Raw genomic sequence first — 15,933 nt, 5'->3', positions numbered from 1 at the left:
GTTGATCAGTGCAGGTTGTCAGACTTCGCGCAGGTTATGGCAACGGCGGAACCGTGCTTCGAGGTTGCGATCGGGCATCTGGTGACTACGCAAGGCATTCAAGGTCTGCTCGACATAGTCACGCGTAGTGCCATAGCGCCCCTTGGCGCTGGCCAGGATCTGGCTCAGCAGGGTGTCGGGCAGGTTCCCGGCATAGCACGGCAGGTGCCGCTCCAGCACAAAACCCAAGGCCTGCACCTTGCTGCCATCACTCAGCCGGCAGTTGAGCCAGTGCGGCCGATAAGCCGGGTACGGCATCTCGCGTTGCCACAGGGCCATCAGCGAGTCGTCCAGGTTGCTTTCATCCAGCCGGTAGGCAAAGCCGCTGCAGGAACCGCCCCGGTCCAGGCCGAACACCAGCCCAGGGGTTTCCGGGGTGCCGCGGTGTTCGTGCGACCACAGATACAAGCCCCGATGGTAACCATGCACCCGGGCGCGCTGGCGCTCCACCGAGTTGCACTCCGGTCGCCAGATCAAAGAACCATAGGCAAACAGCCAGACCGGCCCACCCTGATGGCGCGACATGGTGCTCTGCATGGAGTTGTACAATTGCTCGCGGGTCAGTTGCTGACCGAAGTCGAGCGAAGGGGGGTAACTAACTTTCCAGGACGAACTTTCAAGTGCCGACATAAGCTGCCGCCATGATTCCCTGTGAACTACACATGTAGCGGAAAAACGATTCGAAGCAGTCGCAGTGTACTGCCCGCGCCAGCACTGTCGCCGGCAAGCCAGCTCCCACGAGGGAGACATGCATAACCTAAGGCAGACCGGTGCGTTAGCTCAAGTATATGTCGAGATTTTCAACGGGCATTCCGACGATTGGGAATTATTATTCCAGGCGGCGTGAAAGTTAGTGGCCAAGGCGGTAACAATTACCGCCTTATACCCGCACTTTTAAACTTCGGTTATTAACCGCGTGGTGCGTAGGCAAACACATCTGCGCGCATGCGGTGCGCATCCATGCCAGCTTCGACCAAGGCGTCGAGGGTGGCATAGATCATGTTTGGCGAGCCGCTGGCATACACATGCACGGCATTAAGGTCGGCGATGTCTTCGCAGACCGCCTCATGCAGCATCCCGCATCGCCCCTCCCAGCCGCAGAGGTCGCTGACGACCTGGTGCAAGAACAGGTTGGGCAGACGCTGCCATTCGTCCCAGTGTTCGATCTGATAGAAGTCCTCCGGCCGGCGCACGCCCCAGTACAGATGCACCGGGTGACGGAAACCCTGGGCCCGGCAATGCTCGACCAGGCTGTGCATCTGGCCCATGCCCGTGCCGGCGGCGATGAGCACCAGTGGCCCGTCAGGCAGCTCGGCCAGGTGGGTGTCGCCAAACGGCATTTCGATGCGCGCCAGGCGATCGCGCTGTAACTGGGCGATCAGTTGCAGGGCGCTGGGCTCGCGTGCCAGCACATGCAGCTCCAGCTCACGCCCGGAATGAGGCGCGGAAGCCAGTGAAAACGCCGCCTGCTTGCCGCCGTCGCGCTCGATCATCAGGTATTGCCCGGCGTGATAGCGCGGCGCCCTGCCGGCCGGTGCGAGCAAACGCACGCGCCAGACATCGCCGCCCACCTCGACGCACTCGCTGACACTGCACGCCAGCTTGCGCACCGGCAGCTCGCCCAGGGCGAGCACACCATCCCAGAGCAATACGCAGTCCTCCAGCGGTTCGGCAATGCAGGTAAACAGCTCACCATGGTCACGGACCGCGCCGTCCTGGCGGACCCTGCCTTCAACCAACAATGCGGCGCAGACATGGCAATTGCCATTGCGGCAGCTGTTCGGGCAGTCATAGCCCAGCCGCCGCGCTCCATCGAGGATCCGTTCCCCGGGTTCGAGCGCCAGCACCGCCCCGGACGGCTGCAACGTTACCTGCATCAATCTATTCCCAACTGATCCCACAGCTCATCAATACGGCGGGTAACGGCTTCGTCCTTGACGATGACCCGCCCCCATTCGCGCGTCGTCTCGCCCGGCCACTTGTGTGTGGCGTCCAGGCCCATCTTCGATCCCAGGCCCGATACCGGCGAGGCAAAGTCCAGGTAGTCGATAGGCGTGTTGTCGATCATTACCGTATCACGCTTGGGGTCCATGCGCGTGGTGATGGCCCAGATCACATCGTTCCAGTCGCGGGCGTTGATATCGTCGTCGGTGACAATAACGAACTTGGTGTACATGAACTGTCGCAGGAACGACCATACACCCAGCATTACGCGCTTGGCGTGGCCTGGGTACTGCTTTTTCATGGTGACCACCGCCATGCGGTACGAACATCCCTCCGGCGGCAGGTAGAAGTCGACGATTTCCGGGAACTGCTTTTGCAGGATCGGCACGAACACTTCGTTCAGCGCCACGCCGAGAATCGCCGGCTCATCCGGCGGACGGCCGGTGTAGGTGCTGTGGTAGATCGGTTTCTGCCGGTGAGTGATGCGCTCGACGGTGAACACCGGGAAGCTGTCCACTTCGTTGTAGTAACCGGTGTGGTCGCCATACGGGCCTTCCGGGGCCATCTCGCCCGGGTGGATCACCCCTTCCAGGATGATTTCGGCGGTAGCCGGTACCTGCAGGCTGCTGCCCCGGCACTTGACCAGCTCGGTACGGTTGCCACGCAGCAGGCCGGCAAAGGCGTATTCGGAAAGAGTGTCCGGCACCGGGGTCACCGCGCCAAGGATGGTTGCCGGGTCCGCCCCCAGGGCGACGGCAACCGGGAACGGCTGGCCGGGGTGTTTCTCGCACCACTCGCGGTAGTCCAGGGCACCGCCACGGTGGCTGAGCCAGCGCATGATGACCTTGTTGCGGCCGATCACCTGCTGACGGTAGATGCCCAGGTTCTGGCGGTCCTTGTTCGGGCCGCGGGTGACGGTGAGCCCCCAGGTGATCAGCGGTGCGACGTCGCCCGGCCAGCAGTGCTGGATCGGCAGCGCCCCGAGGTCGACATCGTCACCCTCGACCACTACCTCTTGGCACACCGCGTCCTTGACTACCTTTGGCGCCATCGACACGACTTTCTTGAAGATCGGCAGCTTGGACCAGGCGTCCTTGAGCCCCTTCGGCGGCTCGGGCTCCTTGAGGAAGGCCAGCAGCTTGCCGATTTCGCGCAGTTCCGCCACCGATTCGGCGCCCATGCCCATGGCCACGCGCTCCGGGGTGCCGAACAGGTTGCCCAGCACCGGCATGTCGAAACCGGTGGGCTTTTCGAACAGCAATGCGGGGCCCCTGGCGCGCAGGGTGCGGTCGCAGACCTCGGTCATTTCCAGCACAGGGGAGATCGGTACCTGGATGCGCTTGAGTTCGCCGCGCTGTTCCAGGCCACGGATGAAGTCGCGCAAGTCGCGATACTGCATGCAGGAGCCTCATGTTGGCCGTATCGGTCGGGGTGCAGAGTGTAGCGCCGTTCAGTGCCCAAAGGCCAAAAATGACTTGGGGCCGCTTCGCGCCCCATCGTCGGCAAGCCAGTTCCACAGGTTTTGCACAAGCTTCGAAAGCTGTGCAGTTGCCGTGGGCGCTGGCTTGCCGGCGATGGGCTGCGAAGCAGCCCCATTCAATACCTGGCTGGGAAGCTTACTTGCGCTTCATCGACAGGAAGAACTCGTCGTTGGTCTTGGTCTGCTTGAGCTTGTCGACCAGGAACTCGATGGCGGCGATTTCGTCCATCGGGTGCAGCAGCTTGCGCAGGATCCACATGCGCTGCAGTTCGTCGTCGGCGGTCAGCAGCTCTTCGCGACGGGTACCGGAGCGGTTGATGTTGATGGCCGGGAACACACGCTTCTCGGCGATACGACGGTCAAGTGGCAGTTCCATGTTGCCGGTGCCCTTGAACTCTTCGTAGATCACTTCATCCATCTTCGAGCCGGTTTCGACCAGCGCGGTAGCGATGATGGTCAGCGAGCCGCCTTCCTCGATGTTACGCGCGGCACCGAAGAAGCGCTTCGGCTTCTCCAGGGCATGGGCGTCGACACCACCGGTCAGTACCTTGCCGGAGCTCGGGATCACGGTGTTGTAGGCACGCGCCAGACGGGTGATGGAATCCAGCAGGATGACCACATCCTTCTTGTGCTCGACCAGACGCTTGGCCTTCTCGATCACCATCTCGGCAACCTGCACGTGGCGGGTGGGTGGCTCGTCGAAGGTGGAGGCAACCACTTCGCCGCGCACGGTGCGCTGCATTTCGGTCACTTCTTCCGGGCGCTCGTCGATCAGCAGGACGATCAGGTGGCACTCAGGGTTGTTACGGGTGATGTTGGCCGCGATGTTCTGCAGCATGATCGTCTTGCCGGCCTTTGGCGGCGCCACGATCAGGCCACGCTGGCCTTTGCCGATCGGGGCGCACAGGTCGATGACGCGGCCAGTCAGGTCTTCAGTGGAGCCGTTGCCGGCTTCCATCTTCAGGCGCTTGTTCGGGAACAGCGGCGTCAGGTTTTCGAACAGGATCTTGTTCTTCGCGTTTTCCGGGCGGTCGAAGTTGATGGTGTCGACCTTCAGCAGGGCGAAGTAACGCTCCCCTTCCTTCGGTGGGCGGATCTTGCCGACGATGGTGTCGCCGGTACGCAGGTTGAAGCGGCGGATCTGGCTGGGCGAGACGTAGATATCGTCGGGGCCGGCCAGGTAGGACGCATCAGCCGAACGCAGGAAACCGAAACCATCCTGGAGAATCTCCAGCACGCCGTCACCCGAGATCTCTTCGCCGCTTTTCGCGTGCTTCTTCAGCAGGGCGAAAATCACGTCCTGTTTGCGCGAACGGGCCATGTTTTCGATGCCCATCTGTTCGGCCATTTCCAAAAGATCGGTAATCGGCTTTTGCTTGAGTTCAGTCAGGTTCATAAGGGGAGTGACGTAATCATGTAAGAAGGGAGAATTAAGCTTCTGGCTTAATGAGGCCGCGCCGCTAGATGGCGACAGGATCGCGTACTGATTCGAATTAGGGATGCTTCGGCGACGGCGTGTAGAGGGCACTGGAGAAGCAGTGCGAGGCCGAATGTAACACTTGCTTTTTTCGACGTCTAGTGGTTTTGACAGGGTAAATCGTACCCCTGCAGACCTTTGCGCGCAAAAAAAACCCCGCATTCGCGGGGCTTTTCGCTATCACAGGTGGGCGTCGAGGAACGCGGCCAGCTGCGATTTGGACAGGGCGCCGACCTTGGTGGCCTCGACGTTGCCGTTCTTGAACAGCATCAGGGTCGGGATACCACGCACGCCGTGCTTGGCCGGGGTTTCCTGGTTCTCGTCGATGTTCAGCTTGGCGACAGTCAGTTTGCCCTCGTAGGTGGCAGCGATGTCGTCCAGAACCGGAGCGATCATCTTGCATGGGCCGCACCATTCAGCCCAGTAGTCGACCAGAACCGGGCCCTGAGCCTGCAGTACTTCGGCTTCGAAGCTGGCGTCGGTGACGTGTTTGATTTTGTCGCTCATGGAAATCTCCAAGGTCGTAAGCAATAAAAAACGTTGCCCATCATAGCCGCACCCGTCTCCTACAGGAAGTCGCGGGCGATTGAGTGTAACTATAGTTGTGCAAGACGCAGCGAATCGGAACTGTCATGCCAGTGTCATAACATCGAATGACCTGTTGCCTTGCATCAAGGCCAGCTCAACGGCTGGGTGCGACGCGTTGGCGATAGCCTGCTATCGTGGCACGATTGCCGGGTTAACGACCGAGAACAACCAGATCATGCCGCATACTATCGCGAAGAACCTGTCCCTGATTGCCGCCATCGACCTTGGCTCCAACAGCTTTCACATGGTCGTGGCCAAGGCCCACCATACCGAAATCCGCATTCTCGAGCGGCTCGGCGAGAAGGTGCAGTTGGCCGCCGGCATCGACGAGGGCCGCATGCTCAGCGAAGAAGCCATGGAACGGGGCCTGGACTGCCTCAAGCGCTTTTCCCAGCTGATCAACGGCATGCCCGCCGGCTCGGTGCGCATCGTGGGCACCAACGCCTTGCGCGAAGCGCGCAACCGCAACGAATTCATCCAGCGCGCCGAAGCCATCCTCGGCCACCCGGTGGAGGTCATCTCCGGCCGCGAAGAAGCGCGCCTGATCTACCTCGGCGTGTCGCACACCCTCGCCGATACGCCGGGCAAGCGCCTGGTCGCCGACATCGGCGGCGGCAGTACCGAGTTCATCATCGGCCAGCGCTTCGAACCGCTGCTGCGCGAAAGCCTGCAGATGGGCTGCGTCAGCTTCACCCAGCGCTACTTCCGCGACGGCAAGATCACCCCGGCCCGCTACGCCCAGGCCTATACCGCCGCGCGCCTGGAGCTGATGAGCATCGAGAATGCCCTGCATCGCCTGACCTGGGACGAGGCCATCGGCTCCTCCGGCACCATCCGCGCCATCGGCGCAGCCATCAAGGCCGGTGGCCTGGGCAATGGCGAGGTCAACGCCGAAGGCCTGGCCTGGGTCAAGCGCAAGCTGTTCAAGCTGGGTGAGGCCGACAAGATCGACTTCGACGGCGTCAAACCTGACCGCCGGACCATCTTCCCGGCAGGCCTGGCGATACTCGAAGCGATTTTCGATGCGCTGGAACTGCAGCGCATGGACCACTGCGACGGCGCCCTGCGCGAAGGCGTGCTGTTCGACCTGCTAGGCCGCCACCATCACGAAGATGTGCGCGAGCGCACCCTCAACTCGCTGATGGAACGTTACCACGTCGACCAGGGCCAGGCCGCTCGCGTCGAGCGCAAGGCCTTGCACGCGTTCGACCAGGTCGCCGATGCCTGGGACCTGAAGGACGGGAACTGGCGCGACCTGCTGGGTTGGGCAGCGAAGGTGCACGAGATCGGCCTGGACATAGCCCACTACCATTATCACAAGCACGGGGCCTACCTGATCGAGCATTCCGACCTGTCGGGCTTCTCGCGCGAGGACCAGCAGATGATGGCCTTGCTGGTACGCGGCCACCGCCGCAACATCCCCAAGGACAAATACGCCGAACTGGGCGAGGAAGGGGTGAAGCTCCTGCGCCTGTGCGTGCTGCTGCGCTTCGCCATCCTGTTCCATCATATCCGTGGCAACCAGCAGATGCCGAAGGTGGAACTGAAGGCAGCCGGTGATAGCCTCGATGTGGTATTCCCGCAAGGCTGGCTGGAACAGAACCAGCTGACCCAGGCCGACTTCGCCAACGAGGCGGAATGGCTGGCCCGGGTCGGTTTCGTCCTCAGCGTACGTTGAGGACCGGGTTGCTCAGGCGCTCCAGCAAGGTCGCCTGGGCACTGCGCGGGTTCTGGTTGCCGGTCGGCGTGCTGCGCACGTAGCGCCCGTCCGGCTGCAGGGTCCAGGCGTGGGTGTTGTCGGTCAGGTAGCCTTCCAGCTCTTTCTTCACCCGCAACAGCAGTTTCTTGCCTTCCACTGGGAAGCAGGTCTCGACACGCTTGTCGAGGTTGCGCTCCATCCAGTCGGCACTGGACAGGTAGATCTGCTCTTCGCCGCCATTGAGGAAATAGAACACCCGCGTGTGCTCGAGGAAACGGCCGATGATCGAGCGCACCTGGATGTTGTGCGAAACCCCCGGGATGCCTGGGCGCAGACAGCACATGCCACGCACCACCAGGTCGATCTTCACGCCCGACTGGCTGGCCTTGTACAGCGCCTTGATCACCTTGGCATCGGTCAACGAGTTGAATTTGGCAATGATGTGCGCCGGCTTGCCTTCGAGGGCGAACTGGGTTTCCCGCGCAATCATGTCGAGCATGCCCTTCTTCAGGGTGAACGGCGCGTGCAGCAGCTTCTTCATGCGCAGGGTCTTGCCCATGCCGATCAGCTGGCTGAACAGTTTGCCGACGTCCTCGGTGAGGGCGTCGTCGGAAGTCAGCAGGCTGTAGTCGGTGTACAGGCGGGCGTTGCCGGCGTGGTAGTTGCCGGTGCCCAGGTGCGCATAGCGCACGATCTCGCCGTGCTCGCGGCGCAGGATCAGCATCATCTTGGCGTGGGTCTTGAAGCCGACCACACCGTAGATCACCACTGCACCGGCGGCCTGCAGGCGGCTGGCCATCTGCAGGTTGGACTCTTCGTCGAAACGGGCACGCAATTCGATCACCGCAGTGACCTCCTTGCCGTTGCGCGCCGCGTCGACCAGGGCGTCGACGATTTCCGAGTTGGCACCGGAGCGGTACAGGGTCTGGCGCACGGCGAGCACGTGCGGGTCCTTGGCCGCCTGGCGCAGCAGGTCAATCACCGGGGTGAACGACTCGAACGGGTGCATCAGCAGGATGTCCTGCTTGCCGATCACGCTAAAGATGTTGTCAGCGTTCTGCAGCAGCTTGGGAATCGCCGGGGTGAATGGCGTGTACTGCAGCTCCGGGTGGCTGTCCAGGCCAGTAATGCTGAACAGGCGGGTGAGGTTGACCGGGCCGTTGACCTGATACAGCTCGCTTTCGCTGAGGCTGAACTGCTTGAGCAGGTAGTCCGACAGGTGTTTCGGGCAGGTATCGGCCACTTCCAGGCGCACGGCATCGCCATAGCGGCGCGAGAACAACTCGCCGCGCAGCGCGCGTGCCAGGTCATCGACCTCTTCGGAGTCCAGCGCCAGGTCGGCGTTACGGGTCAGGCGGAACTGGTAGCAGCCCTTTACCTTCATGCCCTGGAACAGGTCGTCGGCGTGCGCGTGGATCATCGACGACAGGAACACATAGTTGTCCCCTGCGCCACCCACCTCTTCCGGCACGCGGATGACCCGCGGCAGCAGGCGCGGGGCCGGGATGATCGCCAGGCCCGAATCGCGGCCGAAGGCATCGACACCCTCGAGCTCGACGATGAAGTTGAGGCTCTTGTTCACCAGCAGCGGGAACGGGTGGGTCGGGTCGAGGCCGATCGGGGTGATGATCGGGGCGATTTCGTCGCGGAAGTAGCGGCGCACCCAGGTCTTGAGCTTGGGTGTCCAGTAACGGCGGCGGATGAAGCGGATCTGGTGCTTTTCCAGCTCTGGCAGCAGCACATCGTTAAGGATCGCGTACTGGCGCTCCACTTCGCTGTGCACCAGCTCGCTGATGCGCGCCAGCGCCTGGTGCGGCTGCAGGCCGTCGGCGCCGGCCAGTTCACGGGCAAAATTGATCTGCTTCTTCAGGCCGGCCACGCGGATCTCGAAGAACTCGTCGAGGTTGCTGGAAAAGATCAGCAGGAACTTGAGGCGTTCGAGCAGCGGGTAGCTCTCGTCCAGCGCCTGTTCCAGCACGCGGATGTTGAACTGCAGCTGCGAAAGTTCGCGATGAATGTACAGGCTGCTGTCGTCCAGGCCGGGGACGGCAATGGCCGGGGCCGCGGCCGGTGCTGGCGCCGGGGCCACGGGCCCGGCCGCTGGCTCTACGGCAGGCGCAGGCGTCGGCGGCAGGTCTGGCGGGGTCTGCACCATCTCTTCGGGGAGTTCCTGAGCATCCTTGATCGCGACAGGGGTTAGCACTTCATTATTCATCTGGCGTTCCTGAGGACGTTAACGCCCTATCATCAATTGAGCGGCAAGATAAGCGCCCATTATGACGCCTGTGTTACACGCCAGGGCAAGCGATGGCGCGCGCCTTCGGGCATTCTCGATGCAGGAAATGTTCACGTCGAGACACATTTGGACACTTTCATGAATGCGCGCGAAGGGGTAGGCTGCGCGTTCATTTCGCCAGCACCTCAGAAAATGCTTCAACAATTCCTGCAGGATTTCGGCTACTTCGCCCTTTTTCTTGGCACCTTCTTCGAAGGCGAGACCATTCTGGTGCTTGCGGGATTCCTTGCGTTCCGCGGTTACATGGACATCAACCTGGTGTGCCTGGTGGCCTTTTTCGGCAGTTATGCCGGCGATCAGCTGTGGTACTTCATGGGCCGTCGCCACGGCCGCAGGATTCTGGCGCGCAGGCCACGCTGGCAGGCGATGGGCGACCGGGCACTGGACCACATCCGTCGCCACCCTGACATCTGGGTTCTGAGCTTCCGCTTCGTCTATGGCCTGCGCACGGTCATGCCGGTGGCGATCGGCCTGTCCGGCTACCCGCCGCGCCGCTACCTGCTGCTGAACGGTCTGGGCGCGGCGATCTGGGCAGTCGCCCTGGGCGCGGCCGCGTACCACTTCGGCGCCATTCTCGAAGGCCTGCTGGGCAACGTGAAGCGCTACGAGCTCTGGGTACTGGGTGGCCTGCTGGCGCTGGGGGGCCTGTTATGGCTGCGCCGGCGCTTCCGCACCCTGCGGGCGGAGCGCAAGGCGGCGGACCAGGCCCAGGCCCCAGAGACTGAGCAGGCCGTAAGCCACGAGCAGGAACCAGGCAAGCGGCACGACCACCGCTAGGCCCGATGCACCGGCCAGGTACAGCGCCGGCGCGCTTGCCACCAGCCGTACCAGTTCCAGGCGCGTGGCCCATGGCCGGTTTTCCAGGAGCGTGCCCAGTACGAACAAGCCAAACGCCATCAGCAACCAGCCGAGCACCAGTGCGGCGGTTGGCACGCGCTCGGCCACGCCCATCAGATAGCTGCCCAGCGCCAGGTAAACCACAAATTGTGCCGCCACGTAGGCCTGCTGGGGGCGGCCCAGAGCAACCTCGAACTTGCGGAACAACACCAGGTCCTGCTTGCCATGCGGGTAGCGGGCGGCTACATCGGCCGGGCGCCACCCCGTGGGCATGAACCAGATGCGCAGCTTGTCCCACACGTTGCCGGCACGCCGGGCGTCATGCCAGAGCTGGGCATAGAACTGCAGGTTGGCCCATAGCGGGTTCCAGCTGGCCAGCGGCGTGGTCACGCCGAACACTACCGGCTCGGCCGGGTCCTCCTCCTGGTATGTGCCGAACAGACGGTCCCAGAGAATGAACACACCGCCGTAGTTGCGATCCAAGTAAGCAGGATTTTGCGCATGGTGGACGCGATGGTTGGATGGCGTGATCAACACCCACTCGAGCCAGCCAAGCTTGGCGATATGCCGGGTATGTACCCAGAACTGGTACAACAGGTTGAGCGACGCCACAGTGATGAACACCACTGGCGGCACCCCGACCAGCGCCAACGGCAGGTAGAAGATCCAGGAAAAGATGAAGCCGCTGCTGGTCTGGCGCAGCGCGGTGGTGAGGTTGTACTCCTCGCTCTGGTGATGCACCGAGTGCGCGGCCCACAGCACGTTGCGCTCGTGACCGAGGCGGTGCAGCCAGTAATAACAGAAGTCGTACAGGACGAAAGCCAGCAACCACACCCACCAGGCCTGCGCCGGCAAGCGCAGCAGCGCCAGATGCTCGAATGCGAGTGCGTAGGTCAGCAGCCCCAGCCCCTTGGTCAGCAGCCCGGTGCTGGTCGACAGTGCACCTGTGCTGAGGCTGTTGATCGAGTCGGCCAGGGTGTAATTGCGCTGCCCACGCACGCGGTCGGCCGCCAGCTCCACGGCGATCAACACGAAGAAGAACGGCACGGCCAGCAATATCAGGTCCATGGGCATGAGCTCAGGCGTTATCCACCAAGATTAGGCCGTAGCCGCAGGAATCCCTATGGCGACATCTGCCAAACTAGAGGACATTTAGCGCCTCGACACTGGAGTAATGAGCATGACAAAAAAAGTAGCGGTGATTCTTTCCGGCTGTGGCGTGTATGACGGCGCCGAAATCCACGAAAGCGTGATCACCCTGCTGCGCCTCGACCAGCGCGGTGCGCAAGTGCAGTGCTTTGCGCCCAACATTGCGCAGCTGCATGTGATCAACCACCTGACCGGCGAAGAAATGCCCGAGTCGCGCAATGTACTGGTGGAGTCGGCGCGCATTGCCCGCGGCCAGGTCAAGGACATTCGCGAGGCCAAGGCCGAGGACTTCGATGCGCTGATCGTCCCGGGCGGGTTCGGTGCGGCGAAGAACCTCTCCAACTTTGCCGTGGAGGGCGCCAACTGCAGCGTCAACCCGGATGTGCTGGCCCTGGCCGAAGCCTTTGCAACGGCATGCAAGCCGGTTGGCCTGATCTGTATTTCGCCGGCGCTGGCAGCGAAGATCTACGGACCGGGAGTGGTCTGCACCATCGGTACTGACGCAGACACCGCAGCGGCCGTGGTGAAAATGGGCGGTACCCATGAACAATGTGACGTGCACGATATCGTCGAAGACTCCCAGCGCAAGCTGGTTACTACCCCGGCATACATGGAGGCCAAGTCGATCAGCGAGGCGGCTGGCGGCATCTACAAGCTGGTGGATCGGGTGCTGGAGCTGACCCACGAGTAACGGGTGCAAGATTCAGAATCTGACGGGGTCCCTGTAGGAGCGGCCTTGTGCCGCGAAAGGGCGGCGAAGCGGCCCGGAATTTCAGCTTCGCCGCATGAATTGCCGGGGCCGCGCTGCGGCACTTTCGCGGCACAAGGCCGCTCCCACATGGCGCGTTCATCCCGCCAGCCGGGTTGCTTCAGGGTTTGGAAAGCCGGGCAATGATACGGTCCAGCGCATTGGCAAACGCCTGCTTCTCGCGCTCGCCATACGGCGCCTGCCCTCCCCCCACCTGGCCCTGCTCGCGCAGTTCGGTGAACAGATTGCGCGCCGCCAGCCGGTCACCCATGTTGCGCTCGTCGAACTCGCGCCCACGCGGGTCCAGCGCTGCCACGCCCTTTTTCACCAGGCGGTCGGCCAATGGTACGTCACTGCAGATCACCAGTTCGCCGGGCACGGCGTGCTCCACCAGATAATCGTCCGCCGCGTCCATGCCGCTGGGTACAACGATCAGGCGTACGGTGGCGAATGCCGGCTTGGCCACAGCCTGGCCCGCGACCATGACCACTTCAAACTTGCGCTTGAGGGCGAACTTGACGACCAGATCCTTGGCCGCCTTGGGGCAGGCGTCGGCATCGATCCACACACGCATCGGGTAACCTCATCATTCTTCCAAGGCAGCCATCATGCCTCAACGGCAGCAAAAGCTGGAGCTTGCCGCCCATCGGCGATGGCAAAATGGCGTCAATTTTTCAACTGACGCTTATCCACTGCCGATCCCTCAGGCTACACTCGCCACAGCTCCGTTGGCCTGCCCGAGTGCGCAATGAACCACCCCCACGAAATCCGCCCCGACCTGGATGAAGGCATCGACCGCAAGGAGCTGGCGACCTTGCGCGCGCGTTTCCTGCGGCTCAACCAGGGCCGGCTGCAGCGGGCAATGGAAGGCCTGTCGACGCGCCAGCAACAGGTGCTGACGCTGTTGCCGTTGCTGTTCCACATAAACCATCCGCTGCTGCCAGGCTATGTTTCGGGCAGCACCCCTGCCGGCGTATCGGGTTACGAGCCAGGCGCCGAGCTGCTGCTCGAAGCCCAGCGCCTGGCCCGCTCGTTCACCTACAAGGCCCGTCACGGCAACCCGCCGCGGCCGATCCATGGCCTGTTCCTGATGGGCAGCCTGGGCTCGCTGGCGCAGGCCGAGCACAGCGACATGGACCTGTGGGTGTGCCATGCGCCCGACCTGGCCGATGAACAGCTGGGCGAACTGCGACGCAAGTGCCAGTTGCTGGAAGCATGGGCGGAAAGCCTGGGCGCCGAGGCGCATTTCTTCCTGATCGACACGCAAGGTTTCGCCCAGGGCCAACGCGCGGGCCAGCTCGGCTCCGACGACTGCGGTACCACCCAGCACTACCTGCTGCTGGACGAGTTCTACCGCACCACCATCTGGCTGGCCGGGCGCACGCCGTTGTGGTGGATGGTGCCGGTGTACCAGGAACAGCACTATCACAACTACACCCAGACCCTGCTGTCCAAGCGCTTCATCCGCAGCCAGGACGCGCTCGACCTCGGCAGCCTGGCGAACATTCCGCCGGGCGAGTTCGTTGGCGCCGGCATGTGGCAGCTGTTCAAAGCTATCGACTCGCCCTACAAGTCGCTGCTCAAGCTGTTGCTGACCGAGGCCTATGCCAGCGAACACCCCGCCGTGCGCTGCCTGAGCCTGGACTACAAGCAAGCCGTGTTCGCCAACCAGCTCGACCTCGACGCGTTGGACCCCTACGTGATGGTCTACCGGCGCATCGAACACTACCTGCTGCAGCGTGGCGAACGGGCCCGCCTGGAGTTGGTACGCCGCAGCCTGTACCTGAAGGTCAACAAGAAGCTCAGCGATGCATCCCGGACCAATGGCTGGCAACGCCGACTGCTGCAACGCCTGACTGACGAATGGGGCTGGGACACGCGCCAGCTGGCACTGCTGGACAGCCGCAACCAGTGGAAAGTCCAGCACGTCGCCGTGGAACGCCGCGACCTGGTAGCCGAGCTGAATCACAGTTACCGCTTTCTCAACCAGTTCGCCCGCACGCAGAACGCCAGCAGCCGCGCCGACCAGCGTGACCTAAACGTGCTGGGTCGACGCCTGTATGCGGCTTTCGAGCGCCGTGCCGGCAAGGTCGAGGTGATCAACCCAGGCATCGCCCCGGATCTCGCCGAAGGGACGCTGACCCTGGTCCAGGCGCCCAACCGCAAGGAGCCCGGTAGCCACCACTGGGGGCTGTACACCGGCAACCTGAGCACGCATGACGTGGAGCATTTCAGCCCGTTGAAACGCTGCCGCGAGCTGATCGAGCTGCTGACCTGGGCGCACCGCAACGGGGTGATCGACAGCAGCACGCGCCTGGCCTTGCACCCCGGTGTCAGCGACCTCAGCGAAATCGAGCTGTTCAACCTGGTGGGCTGCCTGCAGCAGAGCATTCCCCTGCCCTTGCCGATCGTCAGCGAGGTGCGCCTGCTGCAACCCAGTGTTGCCGACGAAGTACTGCTACTGGTCAACGTCGCGGTCGACCCGCTGCGCCACCACCGCGACCTGAACATCCTGATGACCACCGAGCGCACCGACTCGCTAAGCTACGCCGGTGTGCGCGAAAACCTGGTGCTGACCCTGGACCAGGTCACCCTCAACAGCTGGAACGAGGTGCTGGTCCAGCGCTATGACGGCGAACATGCACTGGTGCGCTGCCTGCGCGATTTTCTCAACGGCCCGGTGCTGCATGGCCAGCGGCCACGGGTGCGGGTACGCTGCTTCTGCCAGAGCCGCGCCCAGGCCATCAGCCAGCGCGTGGAGGAAATATTCGACACGGTGCAGTTGCTGCTTGACCAGGGCCAGAACCACCGCTACCTGCTGCAGGTTGCCCAGCATACCCATGTGCTTGAACTGCTTGCAGGGCACGTAAGCCTGACGACCCTGGCCGACCACGAGGCATTACTGGCCTACCTTGGCGAAGAACGCAGTACCTACAGCCCCCTGTACCTGGACGCCAACGCCCTGCCGGACCACGACCTGCGCCTGGTCCTGGAACAAGGCCAGCCAGCCTGCATCCAGGTGTTCTACCGCCTGCAGGGAGGCTGGGCCGAGTTGTATGTGCTGGATGAGTACAACGCCTTGTGGCAACAGCGCCTGCCACTGCACGACGAAGCACACCTGCTGCTGCCGCTGCAGCGCTTTCTGCGCTCGGTGGTGATGCGCCGCGATGCCCGGTTGCCGATGGACACCCTGCGGCCGGCGTCATCGGACATCCATTACGCCCAGTTGCTGCCATCCGGCCCGGGCAAGGCGCGCAGCAGCGAGCCGCGTCCGGCCCCTTTCGAAGGCAGCAACCAGCCCTACTACGAGGTACAGGCCATTATCCAGGCCGGGGTGGCGGGTGCTGCGCATGTAACGCTGTACTGCGACCAGCAGGAGTTTTCCGAACTGGAGCATGGCGAGCAGCTGTATGCGGTAGTAGCCCGACAGATCCTGGGCCAACGCCGCAGTGCCGGCCAGTATCGTTGCTACATCACCGACCTTGACCTGTCGGCGCTGCTCGAGGACGAGCAAGGGTCGACCATCCTTTATCTGCGTTACAAGGAGCACCTGGAGCTGGCGCTCAATCAGGGCCTGGCGCAGCTGCAGCCGCCTGTCTCAGCGTTACGCTAGAGCATTTCCCTCTGCTCCACGCTCCGCCAGCTAAACATGCTTGCCACTCGACTAACGAGTAGA

General features: G+C 62.8%; 11 protein-coding genes and 1 pseudogene. 4 read left to right on the top strand and 8 right to left on the bottom strand.

All coding sequences use genetic code 11. The features are described 5' to 3' along the window. Nucleotides 1–18 precede the first annotated feature (18 nt). The 5 genes from ACVWZT_RS09655 to trxA all read right to left on the bottom strand — a co-directional run bounded on the left by ACVWZT_RS09655 (nt 19) and on the right by trxA (nt 5,447). A complete protein-coding gene (locus tag ACVWZT_RS09655) occupies nt 19–669 on the bottom strand; it encodes a gamma-glutamylcyclotransferase (RefSeq protein WP_296232527.1) in 651 nt (216 codons plus the stop codon). 278 nt (nt 670–947) lie between these two features. Further along, nucleotides 948–1,916, bottom strand: a complete 969-nt coding sequence (locus ACVWZT_RS09650; protein WP_296232526.1) for a CDP-6-deoxy-delta-3,4-glucoseen reductase — start codon at nt 1,914–1,916, stop codon at nt 948–950. Beyond that, nucleotides 1,916–3,382 (bottom strand): 4-hydroxy-3-polyprenylbenzoate decarboxylase, encoded by a 1,467-nt coding sequence (ubiD, locus tag ACVWZT_RS09645; protein ID WP_296232525.1) that lies wholly within the window; start codon nt 3,380–3,382, stop codon nt 1,916–1,918. Before ubiD ends, ACVWZT_RS09650 begins: the two co-directional genes overlap by 1 nt. A gap of 217 nt (nt 3,383–3,599) precedes the next feature. After that, nucleotides 3,600–4,859, bottom strand: a complete 1,260-nt coding sequence (rho, locus tag ACVWZT_RS09640; protein ID WP_003253661.1) for a transcription termination factor Rho — start codon at nt 4,857–4,859, stop codon at nt 3,600–3,602. A gap of 261 nt (nt 4,860–5,120) precedes the next feature. Then, nucleotides 5,121–5,447: a thioredoxin TrxA gene (gene trxA / locus ACVWZT_RS09635; protein WP_056794137.1), complete on the bottom strand. Its 327-nt coding sequence runs from the start codon at nt 5,445–5,447 to the stop codon at nt 5,121–5,123. A gap of 256 nt (nt 5,448–5,703) precedes the next feature. On the opposite strand from trxA, the gene ppx reads away from it, so the two are divergent. Then, a complete protein-coding gene (gene ppx, locus ACVWZT_RS09630; protein WP_296232518.1) occupies nt 5,704–7,206 on the top strand; it encodes an exopolyphosphatase in 1,503 nt (500 codons plus the stop codon). Here ppx and ppk1 read toward each other — a convergent pair. After that, a complete protein-coding gene (ppk1, locus tag ACVWZT_RS09625; protein WP_296232516.1) occupies nt 7,193–9,442 on the bottom strand; it encodes a polyphosphate kinase 1 in 2,250 nt (749 codons plus the stop codon). The two genes, ppx and ppk1, sit on opposite strands and share 14 nt — an antisense overlap. Before the next feature lie 213 nt (nt 9,443–9,655). Here ppk1 and ACVWZT_RS09620 point away from each other — a divergent pair, with 213 nt between their 5' ends. After that, nucleotides 9,656–10,300, top strand: a complete 645-nt coding sequence (locus ACVWZT_RS09620; RefSeq protein ID WP_296232514.1) for a DedA family protein — start codon at nt 9,656–9,658, stop codon at nt 10,298–10,300. A 501-nt stretch (nt 10,301–10,801) separates the two neighbouring features. Here the strand turns inward: ACVWZT_RS09620 and ACVWZT_RS09615 are convergent. Continuing rightward, nucleotides 10,802–11,428: pseudogene (locus tag ACVWZT_RS09615) on the bottom strand (sterol desaturase family protein); the annotation flags it as partial. Nucleotides 11,429–11,540: 112 nt separating this feature from the next. Between ACVWZT_RS09615 and elbB the strand changes: the two are divergent. Beyond that, nucleotides 11,541–12,200 carry an isoprenoid biosynthesis glyoxalase ElbB gene (gene elbB, locus ACVWZT_RS09610; protein WP_296232512.1) on the top strand — a complete coding sequence of 220 codons (660 nt, stop codon included), beginning with the start codon at nt 11,541–11,543 and terminating at the stop codon, nt 12,198–12,200. A 178-nt stretch (nt 12,201–12,378) separates the two neighbouring features. On the opposite strand, the gene ACVWZT_RS09605 is transcribed toward elbB, so the two are convergent. After that, entirely contained in the window at nt 12,379–12,831 is a 453-nt protein-coding gene (locus ACVWZT_RS09605) for a YaiI/YqxD family protein (protein WP_296232510.1), read from the bottom strand. 174 nt (nt 12,832–13,005) lie between these two features. Between ACVWZT_RS09605 and ACVWZT_RS09600 the strand changes: the two genes are divergently transcribed. Then, nucleotides 13,006–15,870, top strand: a complete 2,865-nt coding sequence (locus ACVWZT_RS09600) for a class I adenylate cyclase (protein ID WP_457469081.1) — start codon at nt 13,006–13,008, stop codon at nt 15,868–15,870. Nucleotides 15,871–15,933 lie beyond the last annotated feature (63 nt).

The organism is Pseudomonas sp. TE21394, assembly GCF_054057835.1.
Note: the sequence above shows the minus strand (reverse complement) of the source record. Positions and strands in the feature narration are given on the sequence as shown.

Coding starts and splice junctions, on each gene's coding strand:
- ACVWZT_RS09655 (WP_296232527.1), bottom strand. CDS start 669: ATGTCGGCACTTGAAAGTTCGTCCTGGAAAGTTAGTTACCCCCCTTCG.
- ACVWZT_RS09620 (WP_296232514.1), top strand. CDS start 9,656: ATGCTTCAACAATTCCTGCAGGATTTCGGCTACTTCGCCCTTTTTCTT.
- elbB (WP_296232512.1), top strand. CDS start 11,541: ATGACAAAAAAAGTAGCGGTGATTCTTTCCGGCTGTGGCGTGTATGAC.
- ppx (WP_296232518.1), top strand. CDS start 5,704: ATGCCGCATACTATCGCGAAGAACCTGTCCCTGATTGCCGCCATCGAC.
- rho (WP_003253661.1), bottom strand. CDS start 4,859: ATGAACCTGACTGAACTCAAGCAAAAGCCGATTACCGATCTTTTGGAA.
- ACVWZT_RS09605 (WP_296232510.1), bottom strand. CDS start 12,831: ATGCGTGTGTGGATCGATGCCGACGCCTGCCCCAAGGCGGCCAAGGAT.
- ubiD (WP_296232525.1), bottom strand. CDS start 3,382: ATGCAGTATCGCGACTTGCGCGACTTCATCCGTGGCCTGGAACAGCGC.
- ppk1 (WP_296232516.1), bottom strand. CDS start 9,442: ATGAATAATGAAGTGCTAACCCCTGTCGCGATCAAGGATGCTCAGGAA.
- ACVWZT_RS09650 (WP_296232526.1), bottom strand. CDS start 1,916: ATGCAGGTAACGTTGCAGCCGTCCGGGGCGGTGCTGGCGCTCGAACCC.
- trxA (WP_056794137.1), bottom strand. CDS start 5,447: ATGAGCGACAAAATCAAACACGTCACCGACGCCAGCTTCGAAGCCGAA.
- ACVWZT_RS09600 (WP_457469081.1), top strand. CDS start 13,006: ATGAACCACCCCCACGAAATCCGCCCCGACCTGGATGAAGGCATCGAC.